The 25,676-nt window shown below is 64.7% G+C and carries 27 protein-coding genes and 2 pseudogenes; 13 read left to right on the top strand and 16 right to left on the bottom strand.

All coding sequences use genetic code 11. The annotated features are described in order from the left end of the window. Positions 1-6: 6 nt before the first annotated feature. Positions 7-468, bottom strand: coding sequence for a (2Fe-2S)-binding protein (locus EAG14_RS09810; protein ID WP_099741211.1), 462 nt, complete (start codon positions 466-468; stop codon positions 7-9). Between the two features lie 198 nt (positions 469-666). Further along, entirely contained in the window at positions 667-1,239 is a 573-nt protein-coding gene (locus EAG14_RS09805) for a TetR/AcrR family transcriptional regulator (RefSeq protein ID WP_099741212.1), read from the bottom strand. Positions 1,240-1,332: 93 nt separating this feature from the next. Between EAG14_RS09805 and pdxH the strand changes: the two genes are divergently transcribed. The 3 genes from pdxH (at position 1,333) to EAG14_RS09790 (ending at position 3,269) form a co-directional block, all read left to right on the top strand. Beyond that, positions 1,333-1,971: a pyridoxamine 5'-phosphate oxidase gene (pdxH, locus tag EAG14_RS09800; protein WP_121730402.1), complete on the top strand. Its 639-nt coding sequence runs from the start codon at positions 1,333-1,335 to the stop codon at positions 1,969-1,971. Between the two features lie 162 nt (positions 1,972-2,133). After that, entirely contained in the window at positions 2,134-2,727 is a 594-nt protein-coding gene (locus EAG14_RS09795; protein WP_121730401.1) for a hypothetical protein, read from the top strand. Between the two features lie 185 nt (positions 2,728-2,912). Then, on the top strand, positions 2,913-3,269 hold the full coding sequence (locus EAG14_RS09790) for a hypothetical protein (protein WP_121728726.1): 357 nt from the start codon (positions 2,913-2,915) through the stop codon (positions 3,267-3,269). A gap of 78 nt (positions 3,270-3,347) precedes the next feature. On the opposite strand, the pseudogene EAG14_RS09785 reads toward EAG14_RS09790, so the two are convergent. From EAG14_RS09785 to EAG14_RS09730, 13 genes and pseudogenes are all read right to left on the bottom strand, one after another. Further along, positions 3,348-4,054: pseudogene (locus tag EAG14_RS09785) on the bottom strand (SDR family oxidoreductase). 71 nt (positions 4,055-4,125) lie between these two features. Further along, positions 4,126-5,127: an NADP-dependent oxidoreductase gene (locus EAG14_RS09780; protein ID WP_121728725.1), complete on the bottom strand. Its 1,002-nt coding sequence runs from the start codon at positions 5,125-5,127 to the stop codon at positions 4,126-4,128. Between the two features lie 138 nt (positions 5,128-5,265). After that, positions 5,266-5,877, bottom strand: a complete 612-nt coding sequence (locus EAG14_RS09775; protein WP_099655562.1) for a TetR/AcrR family transcriptional regulator — start codon at positions 5,875-5,877, stop codon at positions 5,266-5,268. A 332-nt stretch (positions 5,878-6,209) separates the two neighbouring features. Continuing rightward, the gene (locus EAG14_RS09770; RefSeq protein WP_015013774.1) at positions 6,210-6,425 is read right to left on the bottom strand and encodes a molybdopterin-binding protein; all 216 of its coding nucleotides are present in this window, start codon (positions 6,423-6,425) and stop codon (positions 6,210-6,212) included. 70 nt (positions 6,426-6,495) lie between these two features. Further along, positions 6,496-7,317 carry an ATP-binding cassette domain-containing protein gene (locus tag EAG14_RS09765; protein ID WP_099741216.1) on the bottom strand — a complete coding sequence of 274 codons (822 nt, stop codon included), beginning with the start codon at positions 7,315-7,317 and terminating at the stop codon, positions 6,496-6,498. A 4-nt stretch (positions 7,318-7,321) separates the two neighbouring features. Further along, the gene (locus EAG14_RS09760; protein WP_121730400.1) at positions 7,322-8,335 is read right to left on the bottom strand and encodes an aliphatic sulfonate ABC transporter substrate-binding protein; all 1,014 of its coding nucleotides are present in this window, start codon (positions 8,333-8,335) and stop codon (positions 7,322-7,324) included. A gap of 17 nt (positions 8,336-8,352) precedes the next feature. Beyond that, a complete protein-coding gene (ssuC, locus tag EAG14_RS09755; protein ID WP_121728724.1) occupies positions 8,353-9,240 on the bottom strand; it encodes an aliphatic sulfonate ABC transporter permease SsuC in 888 nt (295 codons plus the stop codon). A gap of 8 nt (positions 9,241-9,248) precedes the next feature. Then, the gene (locus EAG14_RS09750) at positions 9,249-9,611 is read right to left on the bottom strand and encodes a VOC family protein (protein WP_099655565.1); all 363 of its coding nucleotides are present in this window, start codon (positions 9,609-9,611) and stop codon (positions 9,249-9,251) included. Positions 9,612-9,642: 31 nt separating this feature from the next. Next, positions 9,643-10,806: an FMNH2-dependent alkanesulfonate monooxygenase gene (ssuD, locus tag EAG14_RS09745; protein ID WP_121728723.1), complete on the bottom strand. Its 1,164-nt coding sequence runs from the start codon at positions 10,804-10,806 to the stop codon at positions 9,643-9,645. A gap of 78 nt (positions 10,807-10,884) precedes the next feature. Further along, positions 10,885-11,037, bottom strand: a complete 153-nt coding sequence (locus EAG14_RS22735) for a hypothetical protein (RefSeq protein ID WP_162995948.1) — start codon at positions 11,035-11,037, stop codon at positions 10,885-10,887. A gap of 48 nt (positions 11,038-11,085) precedes the next feature. Next, on the bottom strand, positions 11,086-12,057 hold the full coding sequence (locus EAG14_RS09740) for a sulfonate ABC transporter substrate-binding protein (protein WP_121728722.1): 972 nt from the start codon (positions 12,055-12,057) through the stop codon (positions 11,086-11,088). A gap of 189 nt (positions 12,058-12,246) precedes the next feature. Next, complete coding sequence (gene ssuE / locus EAG14_RS09735) at positions 12,247-12,837, bottom strand: NADPH-dependent FMN reductase (protein WP_121728721.1); 591 nt, start codon at positions 12,835-12,837, stop codon at positions 12,247-12,249. Between the two features lie 196 nt (positions 12,838-13,033). Further along, positions 13,034-14,056, bottom strand: a complete 1,023-nt coding sequence (locus EAG14_RS09730; protein ID WP_121728720.1) for a sulfate ABC transporter substrate-binding protein — start codon at positions 14,054-14,056, stop codon at positions 13,034-13,036. A 193-nt stretch (positions 14,057-14,249) separates the two neighbouring features. On the opposite strand from EAG14_RS09730, the gene EAG14_RS09725 reads away from it, so the two are divergent. From EAG14_RS09725 to EAG14_RS09680, 10 genes and pseudogenes are all read left to right on the top strand, one after another. Next, positions 14,250-14,522, top strand: coding sequence for an oxidative damage protection protein (locus EAG14_RS09725; protein ID WP_099655570.1), 273 nt, complete (start codon positions 14,250-14,252; stop codon positions 14,520-14,522). Between the two features lie 223 nt (positions 14,523-14,745). Continuing rightward, positions 14,746-16,715, top strand: a pseudogene (gene mnmC, locus EAG14_RS09720) (FAD-dependent 5-carboxymethylaminomethyl-2-thiouridine(34) oxidoreductase MnmC). A 178-nt stretch (positions 16,716-16,893) separates the two neighbouring features. Beyond that, positions 16,894-17,697, top strand: a complete 804-nt coding sequence (locus tag EAG14_RS09715) for a sulfite exporter TauE/SafE family protein (protein WP_099655572.1) — start codon at positions 16,894-16,896, stop codon at positions 17,695-17,697. A gap of 29 nt (positions 17,698-17,726) precedes the next feature. Next, positions 17,727-19,511, top strand: a complete 1,785-nt coding sequence (locus EAG14_RS09710) for a nitrite/sulfite reductase (RefSeq protein ID WP_121728719.1) — start codon at positions 17,727-17,729, stop codon at positions 19,509-19,511. 36 nt (positions 19,512-19,547) lie between these two features. Next, on the top strand, positions 19,548-19,937 hold the full coding sequence (locus tag EAG14_RS09705; RefSeq protein ID WP_121730399.1) for a DUF934 domain-containing protein: 390 nt from the start codon (positions 19,548-19,550) through the stop codon (positions 19,935-19,937). 25 nt (positions 19,938-19,962) lie between these two features. After that, positions 19,963-20,586: a phosphoadenosine phosphosulfate reductase family protein gene (locus EAG14_RS09700; RefSeq protein ID WP_055393876.1), complete on the top strand. Its 624-nt coding sequence runs from the start codon at positions 19,963-19,965 to the stop codon at positions 20,584-20,586. A gap of 19 nt (positions 20,587-20,605) precedes the next feature. Further along, positions 20,606-21,568, top strand: a complete 963-nt coding sequence (gene cysD, locus EAG14_RS09695; RefSeq protein WP_099655574.1) for a sulfate adenylyltransferase subunit CysD — start codon at positions 20,606-20,608, stop codon at positions 21,566-21,568. After that, positions 21,568-22,941: a sulfate adenylyltransferase subunit 1 gene (locus tag EAG14_RS09690; RefSeq protein WP_121728718.1), complete on the top strand. Its 1,374-nt coding sequence runs from the start codon at positions 21,568-21,570 to the stop codon at positions 22,939-22,941. Before cysD ends, EAG14_RS09690 begins: the two co-directional genes overlap by 1 nt. A gap of 130 nt (positions 22,942-23,071) precedes the next feature. Next, complete coding sequence (gene fdxA, locus EAG14_RS09685) at positions 23,072-23,401, top strand: ferredoxin FdxA (protein WP_099655576.1); 330 nt, start codon at positions 23,072-23,074, stop codon at positions 23,399-23,401. Between the two features lie 202 nt (positions 23,402-23,603). Continuing rightward, positions 23,604-24,677: an NAD(P)/FAD-dependent oxidoreductase gene (locus tag EAG14_RS09680; protein WP_121728717.1), complete on the top strand. Its 1,074-nt coding sequence runs from the start codon at positions 23,604-23,606 to the stop codon at positions 24,675-24,677. Between the two features lie 63 nt (positions 24,678-24,740). On the opposite strand, the gene EAG14_RS09675 is transcribed toward EAG14_RS09680, so the two are convergent. After that, the gene (locus EAG14_RS09675) at positions 24,741-25,148 is read right to left on the bottom strand and encodes a hypothetical protein (protein ID WP_121728716.1); all 408 of its coding nucleotides are present in this window, start codon (positions 25,146-25,148) and stop codon (positions 24,741-24,743) included. Positions 25,149-25,676: the final 528 nt, after the last annotated feature.

The raw sequence follows: 25,676 nt of genomic DNA, 5'->3' as shown, positions 1-25,676 counted from the left end.
TCCTGCTCAGGCCAAGGTTTTGGCGGCGTCGTGGATGGCGGCGCGGATGCGCACATAGGTGCCGCAGCGGCAAACGTTGCCTGCCATGGCCGCGTCGATGTCGGCGTCAGAGGGCTTTTTCTTGCCCTTGAGCAGCGCGGTGGCGCTCATGATCTGGCCGCTTTGGCAGTAGCCGCACTGGGCCACGTCGTGCTTGACCCAGGCGGCGTGCACGGCCTTGCCCACCTTGTCGTTGGCGGTGACGGCTTCAATGGTGGTGATCTTTTGGCCCGCAGCGGCCGAGATGGGGGTGATGCACGAGCGCACGGGCGCGCCGTTCAGGTGCACCGTGCAAGCCCCGCACAGTGCCTGGCCGCAGCCAAACTTGGTACCGGTCATGCCCAGCGTATCGCGCAGGGCCCAGAGGATGGGGGTGGAGTCGTCGGCGTTGACGGCGGTGTCTTTGCCGTTGATGTTCAAGGTTGGCATCGTGGGGTGCTCCTGGTTGGGGTGCGGTGGGGGAAATAATTTTGGCTGAATTATTATTCGACTAAAAATTTCTTGCAGCGGACTGCCGGTTTTTGACTTGGCTGGGCCAGTCTGGCTTGGCCTGCGGCCCGGAATCTCTATCGTCCAAAAACTCTGGCGTGGTGCTTCACGGCGAGCATTGGCACAACGCAGCCAAGGTCAGGCCTTGAGGGCATCCCAGCACAGGCTGAATGCGGTCTGGTGCACGGCATCGTCGTCTGGCAGCACACCGGTGCGTATCAGGTTGGCGGTTTCGCGCACCGAGCCGAGCAGGCTGGCCGTGAGCAGCGAGCCATGCACGGGCTTCAAAATCTCGTTGCGCTGGCCCTCTTCCATCAGCGCAAAAAAGCCAGCCATCAGCCGGGTTGAAAACTCGCGGTTGCCCTGGGTGAACCAGGGCGAGTTGTAGTACTGCTCTTGAAACACCACCTCGGCGTACTGGTCGAGCCGGTGGCGCAGCAGGTTGAGCCAAGTGCGCCGCACCCTGGCCTTGAAAGGCATGGCGGGCTCCACACCGCGCATGATGCGTTCGGCCGTCACGGTTTTGGCGTCTTGGTAGAGCTGGCTGATCAGCTCGTCCTTGGAGGGGTAGTAGACATACAGCGTGCTAGTGGCAATGCCAGCGGCGCGGGCAATCTCGGCCATGGTCAGCCCGCTCAGGCCCGTTTGTGCCACCAGATCAAAGGTGGCCTGGGCAATGGCGCGCTGCTTTTCGTCGTCTTTGGGTTTCATGGCGGGGCCAATATAAACGAATAGATATTCGCTCACAAGCGGGCAAACACCGAACCGGTCGGTGCCCCGCCCCCCAGATGCACAATGGCAGGCATGACCACATCCATCGCAGACCTTCGCAAGAGTTACGAGCGTGCCGAGCTGAACGAAGACGCCTCGCACGCTGCCCCCCTGCAGCAGTTTGACCAGTGGCTCAAGGAAGCCATCAGCGCCCAAGTGCCCGAGCCCAATGCCATGACGCTGGCCACCGTGGGCGGCGACATGCGCCCCAGCACGCGCATCGTGCTCATCAAGGGCTATGACGAGCGCGGGATTGTCTGGTTTACCAACTACGACAGCCGCAAGGGTCGCCAGATTGCGGGCAACCCGTTTGCAGCGCTGCAGTTTCATTGGGTGGAGCTGGAGCGCGTGGTGCGCGTGGAAGGCCGCGTGGAAAAAGTGAGCGATGCCGAGAGCGACGAATACTTCCACAGCCGCCCGCTCGATTCGCGCATTGGCGCCTGGGCCAGCCCGCAAAGCCAGGTCATCAGCGGCCGTGGGGTGCTGGTGGCCAACGCAGCCAAATACGGCGCGCAGTTCATGCTCAAGCCGCCACGCCCGCCGCACTGGGGCGGCTACCGCCTGGTGCCCGACCAATGGGAGTTTTGGCAAGGCCGCAAAAGCCGCCTGCACGACCGCTTGCGTTACCGCCTGGACGGCACCGACTGGCTGCGCGAGCGGCTGGCGCCGTGAGAAGACGGGCTGATGTGGCCTGCTGATCCAACGCGGGGATTCAACGCATGGATTCAGCGCTCTGACCGCACGTTTCAATCCCCCTCCCCAACCCGGCCCAGCGCCGGGCTCTTTTTTTGATAGCCCCAGCCCCCTATGCCCGCCCATTCTGGCAACGCACCGATGCGTTCAACACACCGCTCACCACATTCCGCGCTGACCATCGCCACGACTGCCGTGCTGGCCTGTGCCGCGCTGGCAGCGTGCAACCAAACTGCAGCGCCGCCACAACCCACGGCCGCTGCGCAGCAAGCCAACGACCGCTTTGCCGCCATCACCGCCGCGTGCACCCAGTTCCTGGCCGCGCGTGAGGCGCATGTGGACCCCTTCAACGAGCCAGGCACCCAAGACAACGGCACCTGGGCCAAGACCGGCTACAGCCCTGCCCTGGTACAGCCCGAGGTCAACGCCACCGAATCGCTCGTGACGCCCTTTGTGGGCAAGATCGTCATCAAAGACAACGAGGCCCGGGCCACGGCCGCCACCGAGGCAGAGGCGAAGGCCATCACGCTAACGCCAGCGCACCTGCTCTCCAACCGCACACACACGCTGGTGTACAGCTTTGACGGCAAACAGTGGCGCTGGCAAAACGGCCAGCGCCTGACCAAAGCCCCCGGCCAGAACGACGCCATGGTGGCGCTGACGCAGGCAGAGGTATCGGCCCCCGGGCCGAAGGGGTTTGCAGGGTGCCTGCCGCAACAGCAACCGACCCAATAGCTATTAAAAATATAGCTGCCAGCGCTTTACTGTAGAGCGCCAGACGGCAATTTCATTGAAAATGCGCGCATAAATGGCAAAGCGCGAAGCGCCCTGGTGCGCCGCTGCGCGTGCCCCCAGCGTTGAGCGCAGATACCATAGGCAGCATCCCCCCAAACCTCGGCGGCCTACACCCACTGCCCGATATGCTCACGTTCCTGTACTACGCACTCATGCTTTTGGTCGGTTTCTTCTTTTACCGGCATGGGCAAAAGCTGCTCAACCAAGGGCATAGAGACGACAAAGGCGAGCCCACCCAGGGCATGGTGGGGCCGGTGGGTTTTTTGGTGCTGGGCGCTGCCGGCAGCTATCTGTTGTTTGCCCTGCTGCGCGCGCTGGCGCGGGGCGAGGTGCCTTGCGTGGGCAAGGGCTGTGCCGGGCAGATTTACACGCTGGCGGAGCAGACCGGGCAGTACTGGGCCAACGTGTTTTTCCTGGCGTGGTGCGTGGTGGCGTTTGGCTACGCGCTGTATGTCACGCTCAAGATCTGGTTTCGGCCCTAGGCATCCCCCTTTCGATGGAGCCACAAGGCCTAAAGCCGCTTCACTGCGTGCAGGGCAAGCAAGCCGCCCTGCACACCGTCAGGCCTGCGTCGGCAAGTAGCCAGGGCGGTCTGCCGCCATCGACTGCTTGACGTGCTGGGTGATCTCATCGGCCAGCACTTCGTCTGCGCCCGCCTCCAGCCCATCCAGCGCGCGCTGGACGATCTGCTCGGGGCTGGTCTTGGGTACTTCAAAGCCGCGGGTCAGGTCGGTGTCCACATAACCCATGTGCAGCCCCAGCACCTGCGTCTTTTGCGCGGCCAACTCGTAGCGCAGCGCATTGGTCAGCGACCAGGCGGCCGACTTGCTGGCCGAGTAAGCCGCCAGTTCACCGCCGTTGACCCACGAGGCCACCGACAGCACATTGAGCAATGCCCCGCCACCGTTGGCCTGCAAGACGGGGGCAAACACTTTGCTCACACGCAGCATGGCGAAAAAGTTGGTTTCAAAGAGCCTGCGGGTGACCTCTTCGCTGTCAGCAGCCAAAAATCCGCCAGGCTGGGCGATGCCTGCGTTGTTGATCACGAGCGTGACGTCTGACGCCAACGCGGCAGCAGCGGCGACATCGTTGGGGTTGTTCACATCCAGGCGCAGGGCCTGCAAGCCAGCCTGGGGGTGATGGTGGCAGGATCACGCGCACCGGCGTACACCTTGCGCACACCACGGGCGAGCAACTCGCGGGCAAATGCCAAACCGATGCCGCGATTGGCACCGGTGATGAGGACAACAGCGTTTTCAATCTTCATGGAAATCTCCAGGGGGTGGGAAAAGTTGTGGGGTATGAAAGGGATTAGCGAGGAAGCGCCAGCAACGCCGGTCAGCGCACCTTGACGACAACCTTGCCCTTGGCGCGCCCAGCTTCTACATAGGCCAGGGCTTCGTTGGTGGCGTTGAACGGAAAGACTTTGTCGATCACCGGGCGGATGGCGCCCGCTTCGATGAGGCGGGTGATCTCTTGCAACTGGCCACCGTGCGCCCGCATGAAGAGGAACGAGTAGCCAATACCCAGCTTGCGGGCACGCCGCCGGGTGCCTGCGCTGAGCAGGCGCATCACCAGTCGCACAAAGCCGGGGGCACGGATGTCCTTGCCAAATTCAGGGTCTGGCGGGCCAGAGATGGAGATGAGCCGACCGCCCTTTTTCAGCACCCGCAGGGACTTGGCCAGCGCCTGGCCGTCTTGGCTGTGAAGGACCACGTCGTAGTCGCGCAGCACGTCTTCAAAGTTTTGCGTCTTGTAGTCGATGACCACATCCGCGCCCAGGCTCTTGACCAGGGCCGCATTGCCCGCGCTGGTGGTGGTGGCCACGGTGGCGCCCAGGTGCTTGGCCAGCTGGATGGCAAAGGTACCCACGCCACCCGAGCCCGCCTGAATGAACACCTTCTGCCCTTTTTGGAGCTGGGCCTTTTCCACCAGGGCCTGCCAGGCCGTCAAGCCCACCAAGGGAATGGACGCCGCCTCTTCCATCGTCAGGCCACGGGGCTTGGCAGCCAGCGATGACTCTTTGACAGCCAGCAGCTCTGCAAAAGCGCCAATGCGGAAATCGTCAGGGCGGGCGTACACCTCGTCGCCGGGCTTGAACTGCTGAACGCGCGAACCGACCTTGACCACCACACCGGCCACGTCATGCCCGAGGACGAGGGGCAGCTTGTAGGGCAGGATGAGTTTGAACTCACCGCTTCTGATTTTTGCGTCGAGCAGGTTGACGCCAGCGGCATGCACCGCCACCAGCACCTCGTCGTCGTGCAGGTCGGGCTGCGGGATGTCGGCAGGCCGCAGCGCACCCTGCTTGGCATAGCGATCGAGGACAAAGGCTTTCATGGGGTTTCCTTATTGCAGCGGGGCCAACGTGGTTGAGCGTGCCAAGCGGGCTTCAAGGTGCAGGCCACACCGTTTGCCTCAAATTTCGCATGACAATCATCATATAAAAATGCAAAAAAAAGCGCGCGGCTGACAGAATCAGCCCGGCGCGCCGGGGGGCGTCAGGTGCTTGATGGCGGCCTCGCGCAGGCTGTCTGACAAGGCGGGCTCATCCACAGCACGGGCCAGCACCAGGGCGCCCACCATGGTGGCAATGGTGACCAGTGCGCCCTCATGGGCTTCAGGCTGGCCCCACTGCGGCGACTGGCGGGCAATCAGGTCGACCATTTCCTTGATGTGCCGGGTCGCGACACGGCGCACCTCGGGGGTCTGGCGCACGGTCTCAGAACCCAGTGCGGCCAGGGGGCAGCCCGTTTCGACGCCCTCGACATGCTGTTTGGAGAGGTAGGCGTTGAGCATGGTCACCAGCGCCCGCTGAGAGGACTCGCCCGCCACGACGTTTGCAACGAGCGCCGCAGATTCCGCACACGCCTGGGCCGCAGCTTCGGTCAACATGGCTTCGCGGGACTCAAAGTGCGCATAGAAGGCGCCGTGCGTCAGGCCCGCCTCCTTCATGATGTCTGCCACCCCCGTGCCGTGATAGCCCTGGCGGCGGATCGCCCGCGCAGCCACCGACACGATGCGTTCGTGGGTGGCCTCTTTGGCAGCGGCTCGGGCATTGGGCTGTCTATTTCGCATGACACATATCATACGTTTTATCCGGCGCACTGGCAAGCGCCCCCTGGCCGGGTGCCCCGTGCCCGCACTTTGCCTGGTCAGCACCAAAAAACTCAGGCCCTGTGCAAGGGCCTGAGGGGTGCAGCGCGCGGCAGGTGCTGCTTTGAACGGAAGCAAAAATGCTACGCTTTCAATAGCACCTCGCGCTTATATATAAAGCGCTAGACGCCAATTTAATTATGCAGCAGGCCTCTTTGAACTTGAAATATCCGTTCGGGTTGAGCTTGTCGAAACCTTGCGCGGCGCTTCGACTGCGCTCAGTGAACGGTTCAAGCAGGTTCCGTGCCGACCCCATAAAAATCAACTCACAGCTTGGCGATGGACACCTCGGTGGACTTGACCAGCGCGACGACGTCGGAGCCGACGACCAGGCCCAGGTCGTCCACCGAACGGGTGGTGATGACGGAGGTGACGATGCCCCAAGGGGTTTCGACATCGACCTCAGAGACGACATCGCCACGGATGATTTCGCGCACTTTGCCCTTGAACTGGTTGCGTACGTTGATGGCTTGAATGGACATGGGGTTCTCCTTGAAAGTCCGTTGGTAAAAGGCTGACGTTGATAAAAAGGAAGCGGATAACGAAAACGGATCAGATGGCCCAGCGCAGGCCGTGGGCGGGCACACCGGGCCAGCTCGCACCGCCTGCAGCGGACTCGGGGTCGGGCTTTTGCAGCACGCGGTCGAGGATGCGTTTTTCCAGTGCGGCAAAAGCGGCGTCGCCGTGGGATCGTGGGCGTGGCAAGTCAATGCGTTGGTCCAGCGCAATTTGGCCGTCCTCGATCAGGATCACGCGGTCGGCCAGGGCCACGGCTTCTTGCACGTCGTGGGTGACGAGCAGCGCGGTAAAGCCGCTGCTGCGCCACAGGCCTTCGATCAGGCGGTGCATTTCGATGCGGGTGAGCGCATCGAGCGCGCCCAGGGGTTCATCCAGCAACAGCAGGCGCGGGTTGTGGACCAAGGCGCGGGCCAGGGCCACGCGCTGGCGCTGGCCGCCGGACAGGCGCGCTGGCCATTCGCCCAGCCGGTCGCCCAGGCCCACGCGGGCCAGCACGTCGGCGGCTGCGCCGCGCTGTGCGGGCGGCAGGCCCAGGGCCACGTTGTCGGCCACGCGCTTCCAGGGCAGCAAGCGCGAGTCCTGGAACATGATGCGGGTGCTGTCGCTCAGGCCGCTCACGCCCTCGCCGTCGATGCGGATGGCTCCGCCCGAGACGGATTCCAGCCCCGCCACCAAGCGCAGCAGCGTGCTTTTGCCGCAGCCGCTGCGGCCCACGATGGCGACAAACTCGCCGGGTTCGATCACCAGGTCGGCCTTTTTGAGCACGCTGCGCGCGCCGTAGCGCTTGTCCACGCCGCGCACTTCCAGGCGCACGCCGGTGCCTGCGGGCTTTGCGGAAGAAAGGGGTTCAGTCATGGCATCAGGCTCCGGGTTTGAAAAGGGCCACGTCCAGCGCGTTCACGCGCCGTGGCAGGAGTTTTTCGGACAAGAAGGCATCGGCAATGCGCTGCTGCTCGGCCAGCAGGCCGGGCTGCACGGCGCGCACGTCGTAGCTGCGGCGGCTGTTGGCCTGCTCCACCGTGGCGGCGTCCAGCCCCCACACCGGGGCGAGCAAGGCAGCCGCGTCTTGCGGGCTTTGCTTGACCCACTGTCCGGCTTTTTTCAGCTCGGCAAACAGCACCTGCAGCACATCGGGCCGCGCCTGGGCAAACGGGGTGGAGGCGAGGTAGTAGCGCTGGTACGAAGCGATGTCGCCCTGCCCCTGCCCACGGCCGTCCGCAATCACCCGCACGGCCGATTGGCGCTGCACGGCGGCCAGGAACGGGTCCCACACCACCCAGGCGTCGATGGCACCGCGCTCAAAAGCGGCGCGGCCATCGGCGGGAGTGAGGTAGGCGGGCTCGATGTCCTTGAACGCGAGGCCCGCTTTGTCCAGCGCGGCAATCAGCAGGTAATGCGCGCCTGCGGCCTTGGCAAAGCCCACCTTCTTGCCCTTGAGGTCGGCCACGGTTTTGATGGGCGAATCCGCCCGCACCACGATGGCCTGGGCCGAGGGCGATGGGGCCTCTTGCGCCACAAACGTGAGCTGCGCGCCTGCCGCCTGGGCAAACACGGGCACGGTGTCGGCCACATCGGCGCTCACGTCCACGTTGCCCAGGTTCAGGGCTTCGAGCAGCGGCAGGCCGCTGGTGAACTCGTGCCAGCTCACCTTGACTTGCAGGGGCGCCAGCAATTGCTCCAGCGTGCCACGGGTCTTGAGCACCACGGCCAGGGTGGACGACTTTTGATAGCCCAGGCGCAGCACCTGGGGCTTGGCGGCGCTGCCCTGGGCCTGGGCCCATGTAGTCCAGCCGGTGGCAGCGCTCAGCACAGCCAACGTGCGCAGGGCCTGGCGGCGGGTAGCAATGGCAGCAGTGGTGTGCAGTCGGGTCATGTCCATGTCCTCCTGCATCACGCGGCCTGGTAGCCGGGGTGCCAGCGCAGCCAGTAGCTTTCCAGCATCTTGGCAAACACGTCGGCCAGCTTGCCCAGCAAGGCGTAGAGCAGGATGCCCACGAGCACGATGTCGGTCTGCAGGAACTCACGGGCGTTCATGGTCAGGTAGCCAATGCCCGCCTGGGCCGAGATGGTTTCGGCCACGATGAGGATCACCCACATCAGCCCCAGCGAAAAGCGCAGCCCCACCAGGATGCTGGACAGCGCCCCGGGCAGGATGATCTGCTGGTAGAGCTGCCAGCGGCTCAGGCCGTAGGTGCGGCCCATTTCGATGAGGCCAGGGTCTACATTGCGGATGCCGTGGAAGGTGTTGAGGTAGATCGGGAAGAACACCGACACGCTGATGAGGAACAGCTTGGCCGACTCGTCAATGCCAAACCACAGGATGACGAGTGGGATAAGTGCCAGCGCGGGGATGTTGCGCACCATCTGGATGGTGGAGTCCAGCAGCGTCTCAAAAAACCGCACCGAGCCAGTGAGCAGGCCCAACACCAGGCCCAGCCCGCCGCCAATGGCCAGCCCCGCCAGGGCACGGCCCGCGCTGACCTTGACGTGCGTCCACAGCTCGCCCGAGGCGGCCAGGGCCCACGCGGCCTTGATCACATCCAGCGGCGCAGGCAGCACGCGGGTAGAGAGCCAGCCCAGCGACGAGGCAATTTGCCACAGCACGATGAGGCCCACGGGCACGGCCCAGGGCAGCAGGCGTTGGCCCACGTTGCGGGCAAACAGGGCCAGTTGCGATGGCAGCACCGGGCTGCCGGACTCGTCAGGGGTGTCGGAGACAGTAGCGGCAGAACCTGCAGGGGCGACCTGCAGCTCGCGAACGTTTTGAATTTGGGTCATGCGATGGCTCACGGTGTGTGATCGGGTTCCAGAAACTCCAGCTGGTTGCCCGCTGGGTCTTTGACGTAAAAGCGCAGGTAGCCAGGCAGCGCGCGGTTCTCTACCAGCGGCAGTTGGGCCTGCAGCAGGCGGCCGCGCAGCGCGGGCAGGTCTTGCACCTCAAAGGCCAGGTGCGACACCGCAGGCGCGGGCTGCCACTGCTCGGTGGGCACCAAGTCAATGCGCTGGGTGCCTGCCACAAAGCGCAGCGCATTGCCCGCTTGCAGGCGCACTTCAGGCAGGCCCAGCAGGCTGTTGTAGAAGTTGCGAATCTGCCCCTCGGCCCCCGAAGGAAAGGGCAGCTGCACGTGGTTGATGGAGTGGACGACCATGGTGAATGTCCTGTTTCGCCGTGCCGCCAGCTCAGCTTTGCGACGCCTTGGGCACGTACTGGTTGCCCACGGTTTCGCCAAAGGGGCCCAGCGGGTTGCCACCGGTGAGCTTTTCCTGCACCTTGACGGGCAGAAGCGGAAACACCAGCTCGGCAAAGCGGTAGGCTTCTTCGAGGTGTGGGTAGCCCGAGAGCACAAAGGTGTCCAGCCCCAGGTCGGCGTATTCCTGGATGCGGGCGGCCACGGTTTCAGGGCTGCCCACCAGGGCCGTGCCCGCGCCGCCGCGCACCAGGCCCACACCGGCCCACAGGTTGGGGCTGATCTCCAGGTCTTTGCGGCTGCGCTTGGCGCCACCGGCGTGCAGCGCGGCCATGCGGCGCTGGCCTTCAGAATCCATGCGGGCAAACACGGCCTGGGCGCGCACCACGGTGTCGTCGTCCACATGGCTGATGAGTTCTTCTGCCGCAGCCCAGGCTTGCTCCTCCGTCTCACGCACGATGACGTGCAGGCGGATGCCGAATTGCACCGTGCGGCCCAGCTTGGCGGCACGCTCGCGCACATCGGCCACTTTCTTGGCCACTTCGGCCGGTGGCTCTCCCCAGGTGAGGTAGGTCTCGACCTGCTCGGCCGCCAGGTCGTGCGCTGCGGCAGACGAGCCGCCGAAGTACACCGGAGGGTGGGGCTTTTGCAGCGGCGGGAACAGCAACTTGGCGCCCTTCACGCTCAGGTGCTTGCCCTCGTAGTCGTAGGTTTCGCCAGCGTGGCTGCGGGCCAGAATTTCGCGCCAGATGCGGATGAACTCTGCCGACTGCTCGTAGCGCTCGGCGTGGTCGAGAAACACGCCGTCGCCCTCCAGCTCGGTCTGGTCGCCGCCGGTGACCAGGTTGATGAGCAGGCGCCCGCCCGAGAGGCGGTCGAACGTGGCGGCCATGCGGGCGGCCAGCGCGGGCTGATGCAGGCCGGGGCGCACCGCCACCAAGAACTTGAGGTTGCGCGTGACGGGCAGCAGGGTCGATGCAATGACCCACGGGTCTTCGCACGAACGTCCGGTGGGGATGAGCACGCCTTCGTAGCCCAGGCTGTCTGCCGCGACGGCCACTTGCTTGAGGTAGTCGTGGCTGAGCTGGCGGCCGCCCTTGGCGGTGCCCAGGTAGCGGCTGTCGCCGTGGGTGGGGATGAACCAGAAAATCTGCATGGAGGTCACCTGTGTGCTGGGGGGCTGAGAGTGTTTTGGGGCCCCGGCCTTGGGGCCAGGTGCCTGTTTTTTTGGGGGTCAGTACGAGATCGCAAAACCGAAGGTCGGTGCACGCCCCGCGCCGTTGCAAGGCCTGACACTCAGCCCCCAGGCCTGGGCCGTGACGCACAGCATCTGCTGCAGGCGCTGGTGCAGAGGAAATGGCATGGGTGCAGGCGTACGGGTGGGCATGGTGGGCTCCTCGGTCAGTGCATCAATAGGGCTACAGCGGTGCCTGGATTACTTCAGGTCCACAGGGGCGGCGTGCAGCAGGTTCAGCTTTTTGGGGATCAGCTTCAGGTCAAAGAAGGTGTCGGCAATGGCTTGCTGCTCGGCCAGGATGTCGCGGGTGACCACGGTGGTGCCATAGCCCACGCGGCCCACAAACAGCTCGGTGATGGAGCGGTCCAGCCCCAGCACTTGCGCCAGCTCGGCGGCGGCCTCGGCCTTGTTCTTGGAGATCCAGGTCTCGATGGTGTTGACCTCGTCCACGGCAATGCGCAGCACCTCGGGGTGGCGGGTGGCAAAGTCGCGCGAGGTGAAGTAGTACGCACGGTTATTGACCACGCCCTGGGCGTTGGCCAGGATGCGGGCGCCCAGCGTTTTCTCGGCCGAGGCGAGGAAGGGGTCCCAGATCACCCAGGCGTCTACCGCGCCTTTTTCAAAGGCAGCACGGGCATCGGGCGGCGCCAGGAAGACGGATTGCACGTCGGCGTACTTCAGCCCGTGCTTTTCCAGCAGCTTGACCAAAAAGTAATGCACATTGGAGCCCTTGTTGTAGGCCACGCGCTTGCCCTTGAGGTCGGCCACGGTGCGGATGGCCGAGTCCTTGGGCACCACCACGGCCTCTACCGCCGGACGGGGCACCGAGGAGCCCGCGTACACCAGCGGCGCGCCAGCGGCCTGGGCAAAGATGGGGGGTGCTTCGCCCACGTCACCAAAGTCGATGGAGCCGACGTTGAGCGCTTCGAGCTGTACAGGGCCGGCGTTGAACTCGGTCCAGGTCACCTTGGCGCCCAGCGGGGCCAGGCGCTTTTCGAGCGTGCCACGGGCCTTGATGAGCGAGAGCCAGCCTTTTTGGTGGCCCACCCGCAGCACGGGGGCTGCGGACGACTGGGCCAAGGCCGGGGTGGCCAGACCTGCAGCGGCCAAGCCGGTAGCAATGCTGGTCGCCAGCACTTGGCGGCGTGAAGATGAAAAACGGTGTGTCATGGGATGCTCTTTTGGGGTGGTTCAGTCGCCCAGGCGGTGGTGCTATCGGAAATCAGCGATCCGCTATCGCCGTGCAGCGGGCAACAGTGCCCCCTGCCCTGCAACCTGGGCATGTCAACAAATCAAGGGGAGAAGAATCAGGCCCAGGGTGGAGGCTTCTGCGCCCCCACCGCTGGCCTGGTGGCTGCGTTACACGCTACATCGCACCTGCGAGAAGTGGACGGGCTCGAAGCGTCCGGCCTGGGCGGGTGTGGGCTTGAGGGTTTCGGTGATCAGCAGATTCACCGCATCGTCCAGCCGCGCAGCGATGTCGCTGTGCACGTCGTAGCCGCCCTCGGGCGTCACGGCCACTTGCGAATCGGTGGCGTAGATGCCGGGCAGGATGTGCTTGGCACCCAGCGACTGCAGCACGGGCCGCAGGGCGTAGTCCAGCGCCAGCATGTGGTGCGGGCTGCCACCTGTGGCCAGGGGCAGCACGGTTTTGCCCTTGAGCGCGGTTTGCGGCAGCAGGTCCAAAAACACCTTGAGCACGCCACTGTAGGCGGCCTTGTAGACCGGGGTGGCCACCACCAGCACGCGGGCCTGGGCCACCTGGTCGGCCGCAGCCACCACGGTGGGGTGGCCAAAGTCGGCCAGCAACAGGGCCTGGGGCGAGAGGTCGCGGATGTGGATTCGGTCCACCAAGGCACCTCGGGCGTGCAGGCGCTGCGACACGGCATCCAGCAAGGCGGCAGAGCGGGAGCGCTCTGAAGGGCTGCCGGCAATCAACAAGGCGGACATATCTTTCCTTCACTACTGTTTTGATAGCTGCCAGCGCTTGATAGATAAGCGCTAGAGCCTGATTTTCTTCAAAGGATGCGTTCAGGCTGTGCTCCGCCCTGCCCGCACTGCACGGCTTGGCAGGCGGGTCCATCCAAAGCCCTGGCATGGCCGGGGCCCGTGGTGCACGGAGGGCTGGGCGCGGAGTACGGGCCGGTTACTTCTTGGTGTAGATCAGGTCGAAGCTGGCGCCGTCGGCAAAGTGGTCCTTGGCCGCCTTGGTCCAGCCGCCGAAGGCGTCGTCGATGGTGAACAGGTTCAGCTTGGGGAACTGCTTGGCGTACTTGGCCTTGGCCTTGTCGGAAATGGCGGGGCGGTAGAAGTTTTTGCCTGCAATGTCCTGGCCCTCTTCGGTGTAGAGGAACTTGAGGTATTCCTCGGCCACGGCACGCGTGCCCTTCTTGTCCACGTTCTTGTCCACCACCGTCACGGCGGGCTCGGCCAGGATGGAGATGGAGGGCGCGATCACGTCGAACTTGGTGCCGAATTCTTTTTCGAGCAGGTAGGCCTCGTTCTCCCAGGCCACCAGCACGTCGCCCTGGTTGCGCTGGGCAAACGTGATGGTGGAGCCGCGTGCGCCGGTGTCGAGCACAGGCACATTGCCATACAGCTTGGCCACAAAATCTTTGGCCTTGGCGTCGCCGCCGTACTTGCGCTTGGCAAACTCCCACGCGGCCAGGTAGTTCCAGCGGGCGCCGCCCGAGGTCTTGGGGTTGGGCGTGATCACGCTGATCCCGGGCTTGACGAGGTCATCCCAATCCTTGATGCCCTTGGGGTTGCCCTGGCGCACCACCAGCACGATGGTGGAGGTGTAAGGCGAGCTGTTGTGCGGCAGGCGCTTTTGCCAGTCTTTGGTGATCCAGCCGCCGTTGGTGTGCAGCGCATCGGTGTCGCCCGCCAGCGCCAGGGTGGCCACGTCGGCGTCCAGCCCGTCGATGATGGAGCGCGCTTGCTTGCCCGAGCCGCCGTGGCTTTGCTTGATGGTCACGTCCTGGCCGGTCTTGGCCTTCCAGTATTTGGCGAACGCCTGGTTGAACTCCACATACAACTCCCGCGTGGGGTCGTACGACACATTGAGCAGCGTCACAGACTGCGCAAACGACGGCAGTGCCGTCAGGGCCAAAGCGCCTGCAAAGGCTGCGGCAAATGGAAACTTGATAAAGTCGCGGCGAAAGTTCATGGAGGGCCTCGTTTATTGGAATGCGGGGCGGTGCAAAACACCGATGAAACGCATTCTGGAAGGCCCTCTTAAAAACTGGAACTACTGAGATTTCAGTTCTTTATATCCAAATCATCTGAGGCAAGCTCAACGTCCGCACCTGCTGGCGCCTGATGCCGTCTCGATTTCACATAGACCACGACAAGGAACCACCATGGCACGCACCGTCCAATGCATCAAACTCGGCCAAGAGGCAGAAGGCCTGGACTTTCCGCCCTACCCTGGCGAGCTGGGCAAGCGCATCTGGGAAAGCGTGAGCAAGCAAGCCTGGGCCGACTGGCTCAAGCACCAAACCATGCTGGTCAACGAAAACCGCCTGAACCTGGCCGACGCCCGCGCCCGCCAGTATTTGGCCCGGCAGATGGAGAATCACTTTTTCGGCGGCGGCGCAGACGCCGCAGCGGGCTATGTCCCGCCCAGCGCATAACGAAGCCAAGCGAAGTGCAGCGCTGCGAGAAGTGGTTTCGCTAAAACCACTTCTTTGGTGGCGCAGCGGGCTATGTCCCGCCCAGCCAATGATCTAGCACAACCGCAGGCTCCCCGGCTTCCGGTACAAAGCAGCCTCAGCACGGCGCCCTTGCGGCGCCATTTCTTTTTCTGAGACGCACGCAAGGCTTGCGCGATTTCGATTTTCAGCAGCCCCTCACCCCATGTCCGAGCCCATCGACTGGTTGCCCGACGGCACCCCCTACAGCCCCCGCTTTGCCGACCGCTATCACAGTGAAAACGGCGGCCTGGACCAAGCCCGCCGGGTGTTTCTGCAAGGCTGCGGCCTGCCTGCGGCCTGGGCCGGGCAGCCCCAATGGCGGGTGCTGGAGACAGGCTTTGGCTTTGGGCTGAACTTTCTCGTCACCTGGGCCGCATGGCGGGCCGACGCGCAGCGCCCCCGCCGGCTGCACTTTGTGTCGACCGAAGCCTGGCCGGTGAGCGCTGCCGACCTGCTGCGCGCCACCACCGCCCACCCCGAGCTGGCCCCCTTGGCCGAGCAGTTGCATGCGCAGTGGTGGGGCCTGCTGCCCGGCGTGCACCGCCTGGCGTTTGACGAGGGCCGCGTGTTGCTCACCCTGTATGTGGGCGATGCGCAAGAGATGCTGCGCCAGCAGGCGCCCACGGCCGACTCGGTGTACCTCGATGGCTTCAGCCCCTCGGTCAACCCCGACATCTGGAGCACACACACCCTGAAGGCCGTGGCGCGCTGCTGCCGCCGGGGCACACAGCTGGCCACCTGGACCATTGCCCGCGCCGTGCGCGATGCACTGGCCGAATGCGGCTTTGAAGTGCAGCGCGTGCCCGGCGTGCCCCCCAAGCGCGACAACCTGCACGCCACCTACAACCCCCACTGGGAGCCACGGGCCCGCACGGCCACCTTGCCCGATGCCGCCCCCCATGCCACCGCACAACCGCAGCATTGCTTGGTGATTGGCGGCGGCCTGGCGGGTGCCGCCACTGCCGCCAGCCTGGCCCGTCGGGGCTGGCAAGTGCAGGTGCTGGACCAGGCCAGCGAGCCCGCCGCAGGGGCATCGGGCCTGCCTGCCGGGGTGTTTGCGCCCCATGTTTCGCCTGATGACGCCGTGCTGTCGCGCCTGTCACGCAGCGGCGTGCGCACCACACTGCAGCAGGCGCAACAACGTCTGCAGGCCGGACAAGACTGGGGCCCCACCGGCGTGCTGGAGCACCGCACCGATGGCAGCCCCGGCCTGCCCGCCGACTGGCAAGACGGCCCCGGTGCCGACTGGACCACCCCCGCCCCACCCGATGCCCGCGAGCACGCGGGCCTGCCACCCGATGCCGTGGCCTGCTGGCACGCCCAGGCGGGCTGGATACGCCCCCCCAAATGGTGCGAGCACTGCTGCGTGAACCCGGCGTCACTTGGCAAGGCCAATGCCAGGTGGCCAGCCTGCGGGCAATGCCTGCTGCGGGCGGAGCAGACGCCACCGCTGCATTCACCACATGGCAAGCCCTGGATGCCCAAGGCCAGGTGCTGGCGCAAGCCCCGGTGGTGGTGATTGCCGCAGGCGCTGGCAGCCCCACCCTGCTGACCGACCGCTGGCCCCTGCAGCCCGTGCGCGGCCAGGTGTCGTGGGGGCGCTATGCCGCCCACCTGCCGCCGCCCGCGCCCTTTCCGGCCAACGGGCATGGCAACGTGGTGCCGTCTTTTGGGCTGTGCAGCAACAATGAATCGGCAGGCGAAGCCTTTGAGCGCGCATGGATCATGGGCTCGACCTTCGAGCGCAACGTGACGGAGCTGCCCGCCAGCGCCGCCGACCAGCAGGCGGCGCACGCGTCACACTGGGACAAGCTGCAAACCCTGCTACCCACGGCCGCACGCCAGTTGGCCCCGCGCTTTGAGGCCCGTCTGGCCCACGCCGCAGAGACCACCGACACGCCGCCCGCCGTAGAACACTGGGCCGCCGTGCGCTGCACCGCCCCAGACCGCCTGCCCATCGTGGGACCTGTGGACGCGCAGGCACTGCCTGGCCTGTGGGTGTGCACCGCCATGGGCGCACGCGGGCTGACGCTGGCCCTGCTGTGCGGCGAGCTGCTGGCCGCCCGCCTGAATGCCGAGCCTTTGCCGCTGGACGCCAAGCTGGCGCGGGCGCTGTCGAGCGAGCGGATGTGAGGGCGCGACAAGCGTCTGTGCAAAGCGAGACATGAGGGGGCGTAAGCCGCCCGCCACAGTGCACCGTCTCAAAAATCGGGCGCAAAGCCCCTCCAATCCTTGCTTATATAAATATTTGCATATTGGCAGAGCAAAACAATAGTTTGCATCCATAAGCCGCCCCTCTACATTCGCGGCCATGCATGAATTGGCGTTTGTCTTTGCGGGGTTTGCAGTGGGCCTGATCGTCGGGCTCACGGGTGTGGGCGGCGGCTCGCTGATGACACCCATCCTGATCTTCTTCTTCGGCATCAAGCCCCACATGGCCGTAGGCACCGACCTGCTGTTTGCCGCTTTCACCAAGATGGGCGGCACCGTGAGCCTGGCCCGCCAGCGGCTGGTGCCCTGGAAGGTGGTGGGCCAACTGTGCGCAGGCAGCATTCCGGCCGCACTGCTGGCGCTGTGGGCTTTGCAGGTGCTGGGCCCCGCCAGCGGCACGGCCCAGCGCATCATGACCACCACCTTGGGCTTTGCCCTGCTGCTGACGGCTGCGGCCACGCTCTACAAGGCCGTGGCCTTTTCTGCCCAGCGCCAGGCGGCCGAAGCCGCAGCCCGCAAGAACCACACTGGCGACCCCACACGCCCTCGCCACTGGAGCCTGCCCATCCTGATGGGCGCCGTGATCGGCACGCTGGTCACCTTCACCTCGGTGGGCGCAGGGGCCATTGGCGTCACCGTGCTGCTGCTGGTCTACCCCATGCTGCCGCTGCCGCGCATCATTGGCGCCGACATCGCCTACGCCGTGCCATTGACCCTCGTGGCCGGTCTGGGACACGCATCGCTGGGCTCGGTCGATTGGCCTTTGCTTGCACAATTGCTGGCTGGCTCGCTGCCGGGCATCTGGCTGGGCTCTCGCCTGGTCACCCGCACACCTGAGCGGCTGATTCGCTCTGCCCTCTCGCTGTTGCTCGCCTGGGCGGGCTTCAAACTGATCTTGATTTGAGTTGCACGCACTGAACTGCACTGACCACGATGTACCAATACACAGAATTCGACCAACAATTTGTGCAACAGCGGGCACGGCAATTCCGTGACCAGCTCACGCGCTGGCAAACCGGCAAGCTGTCGGAAGACAACTTCCGCCCACTGCGCCTGCAAAACGGCTGGTATGTGCAGCGCTACGCGCCCATGCTGCGCGTGGCGGTGCCCTACGGCGAAATCGCCAGCCGCCAGCTGCGCGTGCTGGCCCAAATTGCCCGCGAATACGACGAACCGGAAGCCGCCGTCTTCAAGGCCGCCATGGAAGGCCAGGGCAAGCTGGGCACCACCTTCCTGCCCAAGAACTGCGCCCACTTCACCACCCGCACGAATGTGCAGTTCAACTGGATTCCGCTGTCCAAAAGCGCGGACGTGATGGACCTGCTGGCCAGCGTGCAATTGCACGGCATTCAGACCAGCGGCAACTGCATTCGCAACACCACCACCGACGCCCTGGCAGGCATTGCCGTGGATGAGATCGTGGACCCGCGTCCCTATGCGGAAATCATCCGCCAGTGGACCACGCTGCACCCCGAGTTCGCCTTCCTGCCCCGCAAGTTCAAGATCGCCATCAGCGGCGCCAAGGACGACCGCGCTGCCACCGGCTGGCACGACGTGGGCCTGCACCTGCTCAAGAACGACGCTGGCGAGATCGGCTTCAAGGTGTTTGTGGGCGGCGGCATGGGCCGCACGCCAGTGATTGGTACCGTGATCCGCGAGTTCCTGCCCTGGAACCAGATCATGAATTACATCGAGGCCATCGTGCGCGTGTACAACGAGCACGGCCGCCGCGACAACAAGTACAAGGCCCGCATCAAGATTTTGGTCAAGGCCGAAGGCCAGCAGTACATCGACGATGTGGAAGAAGAGTACCGCCAGATCCTGGAGATCGACGGTGGCCCGCACACCATTCCGCAGGCCGAGTTTGACCGCGTGGCCTCCTGCTTTGTGACACCGAAGCTGGCCGACATTGCCGACGTGCCTCCCGCAGCCTTGCAGGCCTCGCTGGACGCGCAGGCGGCAGAGCATGTGATGTTTGGCCGCTGGCTGCAGCGCAACGTGCACGCACACCAAAACCCGCAACTGCGCGCCGTCACGCTGTCGTTCAAGCGCCCCGGCCAGTCGCCCGGCGACGCCACCAGCGAACAACTCATCGCGCTGGCCGATCTGGTGGACAAATACTCCGCTGGCGAAGCCCGCGTGACGCACGACCAGAACGTGCTGCTGCCCTGGGTGCATGCCAGCCGCCTGTTCGCGCTGTGGCAAGAGGCCAAGGCCCTGGGCCTGGCCAGCGCCAACGTGCAGCTGCTCACCGACATGATCGCCTGCCCCGGTGGCGACTTCTGCGCGCTGGCCAATGCCCGCTCGCTGCCCATTGCCGAGGCCATCACCCAGCGCTACCAAGACCTGGACGAGCTGGACGACATCGGCGAGATCGACCTGCACATCAGCGGCTGCATCAACAGCTGCGGCCACCACCACAGCGGCCATATCGGCATCCTGGGTGTGGATAAGGACGGCAAGGAGTGGTACCAGGTCACGCTGGGCGGCTCCGATGGTTCGGACCTGTCGAGCGCTGCCGTCGCAGGCAAGGTGATTGGCCCCTCGTTCTCGGCGGCCGAAGTGCCCGACGTGATCGAGGCCGTGCTCGGCACCTACCGCGACCTGCGCGAAAGCGGCGAGACCTTCCAGAACACCGTGCGCCGCACCGGCCTGGACCCGTTCAAGGAAGCCGCAAAGCTCGCCCGCCACAAAGACGAAACCCTGGCCACGGCCTGAGGCCGCCCTGCCACTGATCTCCGAACGATGATGAACCTGAAACTTCTCGCATCCCACGAACACCAGCCCCCGGCGGAAGGCGACGCCCGCGTGGTGGCGCTGGCCAACGATGCCGACGCCATGGCCCTGCCACTCGATGGCGTGGAACGTGTGGACCTGCACTTCCCCAACTTCACCGATGGCCGTGCGTTCAGCCAGGCCTTCTTGCTGCGCCGCCGCCGTGGCTTTGCGGGCGAAATCCGCGCCACAGGCGATGTGCTGATCGACCAGCTGGTGCAGATGCAGCGCACAGGCTTTAGCAGCGCCGTGCTGGCCGAGGGGGTGGACGCCGCCGATGCCCAGCGCCAGTTTGAGCTGTTCCCCGGCTTCTACCAGGGCGACGCCGTGAACCCCCAGCCGCTGTTTGCCCACCGCACCGCCGCCTGAGAACCCAACCGCAAAGCCCCGCACCATGAGCCAAATCGATCTCGCACGCATCAACGCCGACCTCGGCCGCAACGCCCCAGACCTGGTGGCCTGGGCGCTGGGGCTGGGCCAGCCCGCCATCGTCACCACCAACTTCCGCCCCTTCGAGGCAGTGATCCTGCACATGGTCACGCAGGTCAACCCTGATGTGCCGGTGGTGTGGATGGACAACGGCTACAACACCGAAGCCACCTACCGCTTTGCCGACGAGGTGACGAAGCAGCTGGGCCTGAAGCTGCAGATTTACCTGCCACGCCGCTCGCGTGCGCACCGCGAAGCCGTGGAAGGCGCCACCCCCGCGCTGGATGACCCACGCCACGCCGCGTTTACCGAAGAAGTGAAGCTGGAGCCTTTTGCCCGCGCCCTGCGCGAGACCGCGCCCAAGGTGTGGTTCACGGCCCTGCGCGCCACCGACACTGCCGTGCGTGCCCAGATGGACCCCGTCAGCATCAACCCTGACGGCCTCATCAAGGTGGCCCCCCTGCTGCACTGGTCATCCAAAGACCTGCACGAGTACTGCGTCAAACACGGCCTGCCCAACAACTTTGACTACGTGGACCCCACCAAGGGCGAAGACAACCGCGAGTGCGGTTTGCATCTGGCCCACTGATTCCACAGCAGCACCGACCATGAACGCCCGCACCGATGCAGCCCAGCTGCAAAACAACAACATGAGCTACCACCTCAACAACTCGCACCTCGACGCCCTGGAAGAAGAAACCATCTTCATCCTGCGCGAAGTCGCCGCCGCCTTCGAGCGCCCCGCCCTGCTGTTTTCGGGCGGCAAGGATTCGCTCGTCATGCTCAAGTGCGCCGAAAAGGCCTTTGGCACCAAAGCCAGTGGTGGCGGCATTCCGTACCCGCTCTTGATGATCGACACGGGCCACAACTTCACCGAAGTGACGGATTTCCGTGACTTCCGCGCCAAGGAACTCGGTGCCGAACTCATCGTGCGCAACGTCGAGGATTCGATGGCGCGCGGCACCGTGCGCCTGGCCCACCCGGGTGAGTCGCGCAACGTGCACCAGTCCGTCACGCTGCTCGAAGCGATTGAAGAATTCCGCTTTGACGCGCTGATCGGCGGCGCCCGCCGCGACGAGGAAAAGGCCCGCGCCAAAGAGCGCATCTTCAGCCACCGCGACAGCTTTGGCCAATGGCAGCCTAAGGCCCAGCGCCCTGAGCTGTGGACGCTGTTCAACACCCGCCTGCAGCCCGGCGAGCACTTCCGCGTGTTCCCCATCAGCAACTGGACCGAGCTCGATGTGTGGCAGTACATCGACCGCGAGCAGATCGCCCTGCCCAGCATCTACTACACGCACAAGCGCCAGGTGGTGGACCGCAAGGGCCTGCTGATGCCCGTGACCGAACTCACACCGCCACGCGACGGCGAGGTTGTGGAAACCCGCGACGTGCGCTTTCGCACCGTGGGCGACATCACCTGCACCGCACCCGTGGAGAGCACGGCGGCCACCCCAGCCGACATCGTGATCGAAACCCTGGCCGCCGACGTGAGCGAACGCGGCGCCACGCGCATGGACGACAAGACATCGGACGCTTCGATGGAGAAGCGCAAGAAGGACGGGTATTTCTGATGACCACTATCAATTCAATAGCTGCCAGCGCACAACCAGCAAGCGCTGGAGGCCAAAATAACCATATTTCCGCCCTCAAGTTCATCACCTGCGGCAGCGTGGACGATGGCAAGAGCACGCTGATCGGCCGCCTGCTGGTCGACAGCAAGGCCGTGCTGCAAGACCACCTGGCGGGCGTGCAGCGCGGTGGCGAAACCGACCTGGCCCTGCTGACCGATGGTCTGTCTGCCGAGCGCGAGCAAGGCATCACCATCGACGTGGCCTACCGCTACTTCGCCACCGAGACGCGCAAGTTCATCATTGGCGACGCACCCGGCCATGAGCAGTACACCCGCAACATGGTCACCGCAGCCAGCAGCGCCGACGCCGCCGTGGTGCTGGTCGATGCCACCAAGCTCGACTGGCAAAACCCCGAGCTGGCCCTGCTGCCCCAAACCCGCCGCCACAGCCTGCTGGCCCACCTGCTGCGTGTGCACTCGCTGGTGTTTGCCGTGAACAAGCTCGACGCCGTGGCTGACCCGGCCCTGGCCTGGAAGCACATCCAGGGCGCGCTGGCCCGCTTTGCCCAGGCCGCAGGCATTGCCGTGCGCGCCACCGTGCCCGTGTCGGCCCTCAAGGGCTGGAACGTGGTGGACGCCAATGCAGGCTGGTGCGGCTACCAAGGCCCCACGCTGCTGCAGGTGCTCGAAGCGCTGCCCAACACGCCCGCCGACACAGCGCTGCCCCTGGCCTTCCCGGTGCAATGGGTCGAGAAATCCTCCTCCTCGTCGTCCGATACCTCCCAGGGCCGCCGCGTGTTCTGGGGCCGTGTGGCCTCGGGCAACGTGGCGCCCGGCACCCCCGTGCAAATCTTCCCCAGCGGCCAACTGGCCACGGTCGCCCAGGTGCTGGACCACGCCCGCCGCCCCAAGGACGTGCCCGCTGGCACCAGCGCCGGCATCATCCTCGACCGCGAGGTGGACGTATCGCGTGGCGACTGGATTCTGGCTGCGCCCACCGCCGCAGCAGCCCCGGCCGACGACGACTTTGGCGACACCCCAGCGGCCGTGCCAGCGTGGCCTGCCAGCCGCGAGCTGCGCACCACCGTGGCCTGGATGGACGACGAGCCGCTGGTCGCAGGCCGCGTGTACTGGGCGCTGCATGGCCACCGCTGGGTCAAGGCCAAGGTGAAAGCCGTGGTGCACAAGCTCAACATCAACACGCTGGCCGAAGAAGCCGCCACGCAGCTCGACCCCAACGCCATCGGCCATGTGGAGCTGCTGCTGCAAGAGGCGATTCCGGCCGCCGCTTTCGGCAAAGCCCGCGTGCTGGGCTCGCTGATCTTGGTGGACACCGCCAGCCACAAGACCGCTGGCGCGGTGCTGGTGAACTGACCCAGCGCAACAAAACCGCCTTGAAAATGCCCTGAGTCCCCCTTGCGGACTCAGGGACCCTGTTACTGATGGTGGGTGAAGGCCTTAAAATCGTGGGTTTTCACCGACCGACCCCACACAATTTCCAGCCATGACCCACGTCGTTTCCGAAAACTGCATCAAGTGCAAGTACACCGATTGTGTGGACGTTTGCCCCGTGGACTGCTTCCGCGAAGGCCCGAACATGCTTGTCATCGACCCCGATGAATGCATCGACTGTGCCGTGTGCATCCCCGAGTGCCCCGCCAACGCCATTTTTGCCGAAGAAGACCTGCCCGCCGATCAAGTGGCCTTCATCAAGCTCAACGCCGACCTGGCCTTTGCCGACGGCTGGAAGAGCATCACCAAGCGCAAGCCCGCACTGCCCGACGCCGACCAGTGGAACGGCACCCCAGGCAAGATCGCTGACCTGGTCAAGTGATTCGCAACACACCGTTCACACTGCGCTTTGGCTTGCATCAGCGCAGCGCAGGGCTGACACAAGCCCAGCCCGAACGGTGGTTGCCCACACAGCACTGGTTGACACAGCGCAGCGGGGCGTCTTGCGCTGATTTGCTCGCCCCCCCTCGCACACTCACTCGCTTGCGTTCCCGTTCCTGCGGCTGCATCCAGGAGCCACAGCGATGATCCAAGAAACCGATGCCGTCGTCATCGGCGCGGGCCCCGTCGGCCTGTTCCAGGTGTTTCAGCTGGGCCTGCAAGGCCTGGCGGCCCACATCGTTGACGCACTGCCCTACGCGGGCGGCCAGTGCGTAGAGCTGTACGGCGACAAACCCATCTACGACATCCCCGGCGTGCCTGTGTGCACCGGCCACGAGCTGGCCGCCCGGCTCACCGACCAAATCGCCCCCTTCAAGCCCCAATGGCACCTGGGCACACAGGTCGCCGCACTGCAGCCGCAGCCCGATGGGCGCATCGCCGTCACCACCCAGCAAGGCACCCAGCTGCTGGCACGCGCAGTGTTTATCGCCGCAGGCGTGGGCGCCTTCGTGCCCCGCGCCCTCAAGGTCGAAGGCATCGAGGCCTTTGCAGGCACACAGCTTTTTTACCAGCACCTGCCGCCTGCCGCCACGCTGCAAGGCCAGCGCCTGGTGGTGCACGGCGGTGACGACGCGGCCGTGGCTTGCGCCATTGCAGCCGCCACCGCAGCCGAATCACCCGCCGCCAGCGTGGTGCTGCTGCACCGCCGCGATGTCTTCAGCGCCCCGCCCGACCAGCTTGCACAGCTGCATGCCCTGCGCGATGCCGGGCGCATCGAAGTCGTGGTCGGGCAAATCACCGGCATCACCCGCGACACCAGCATCAACCGCGAGGGCAAGCGCCTGACCGCCCTGCAAACCCTGACGCCCGAGGGCACCGAGCTGGCCGTGCCCATGGATGTGCTGGTCGTCGCCCTGGGCGTCTCCCCCCGCCTCGGCCCCATCGCCGACTGGGGCCTGGCCATGGAACGCAAGCAACTGGTGGTAGACACCGCCACCTTCCGCACCAGCGCGCCCGGCATCTACGCCGTGGGCGACATCATCACTTACCCCGGCAAGCGCAAGCTGATCGTGTGCGGTTTTCACGAAGCCACCCTGGCCGCCTTCGCCGCCGCCGAAGCCCTGAGCGGCAAGCCTGTGGTGCTGCAGTACACGACGAGCAGTACGCATCTGCATCAGTTGTTGGGGGTGGGGGCGGCTGCGATCGTGAACGGGTGAAGGCAGCGAGGAGCTGCCAGTCAACTCAAAAGAAAGCTGCGCTCAACGTTCGACATAAGCGGCCTACCGTAGGCGGGTCCGCTTGATGGAGGCGTCACGCGTTTCATGAAGCACCTGGCGAGCTAAATAGCCAAAAGAGGGGCCCGTTCCGGGGAGTGCTGCGACGACCGGATACGACACTGTGGCATTGATGAATGTTTCAACGTTGAGCATCTGCCGGCTGGTTCGCGAAACCATAACCTCAAACTCCCAGAACTCCAACGAATCGGTAAGCCAGATGCCCGTATGGAGATCACCTTCTTGCTCAGGCACCACGAAGTAGCGAACTAACAGACCGGCCTGTGGCTGCAAAGCACGCTCTTGGAGTGCTGAGCGAAGCCACTGAGGCAGGGCTGCACCAATGCAGGCCGCTCGCCTGATCGCGGTTTGCGTCTCCGCCGCTTGCTGCTGGACGTTGCGTTGAATTCCCATGACGCCTAACGATTAAGGCCAGCGGAGGCCGCAGGCCGTCCGTTCTGGGCTGATTTGTTATGCGATGTTTTATGACGATGCATCAAACGTCACCTAAACCCTTAAAGACCAGTTTTGAATTTGCATCGAACCCGGCGACCAAATACGTATCAACACCGAACTTCCATACCCAAAATTGCACTGCATTTGACCTCAATGCTGCCTCACAGTTTCCGAGCCATCGATCTTTGGTACATAGCTCTAGTTGCGGCTGTGTCCAGATTGGCTCTTTTCCCACAGTTGATAGAACTACAGACTTGCTCATTCCTACTTCCAGCTGAGACTCTTTAATCGACGGATAAATTATCCAAAAAAGTCCTGCCGCAAAAAAAGCGAGAAGGGATGCGCCAGCCGACCATTCCAATAGCTTTACGACCTTCAAATACAAGCCATCTCCTCTACGCATAACGTTGAAGCTCAGCGGGCGGCGTAGCCGTCCGCTGGAGCGACCAGTTAGCCAGGGCAGGCCCAACCGCGCCGCTTGCTTTG

Source organism: Acidovorax sp. 1608163 (assembly GCF_003669015.1).
GTDB lineage: Bacteria > Pseudomonadota > Gammaproteobacteria > Burkholderiales > Burkholderiaceae_C > Acidovorax.
The sequence above is the reverse complement of the archived record's forward strand: the minus strand, read 5'-3'. Positions and strand labels throughout refer to the sequence as shown.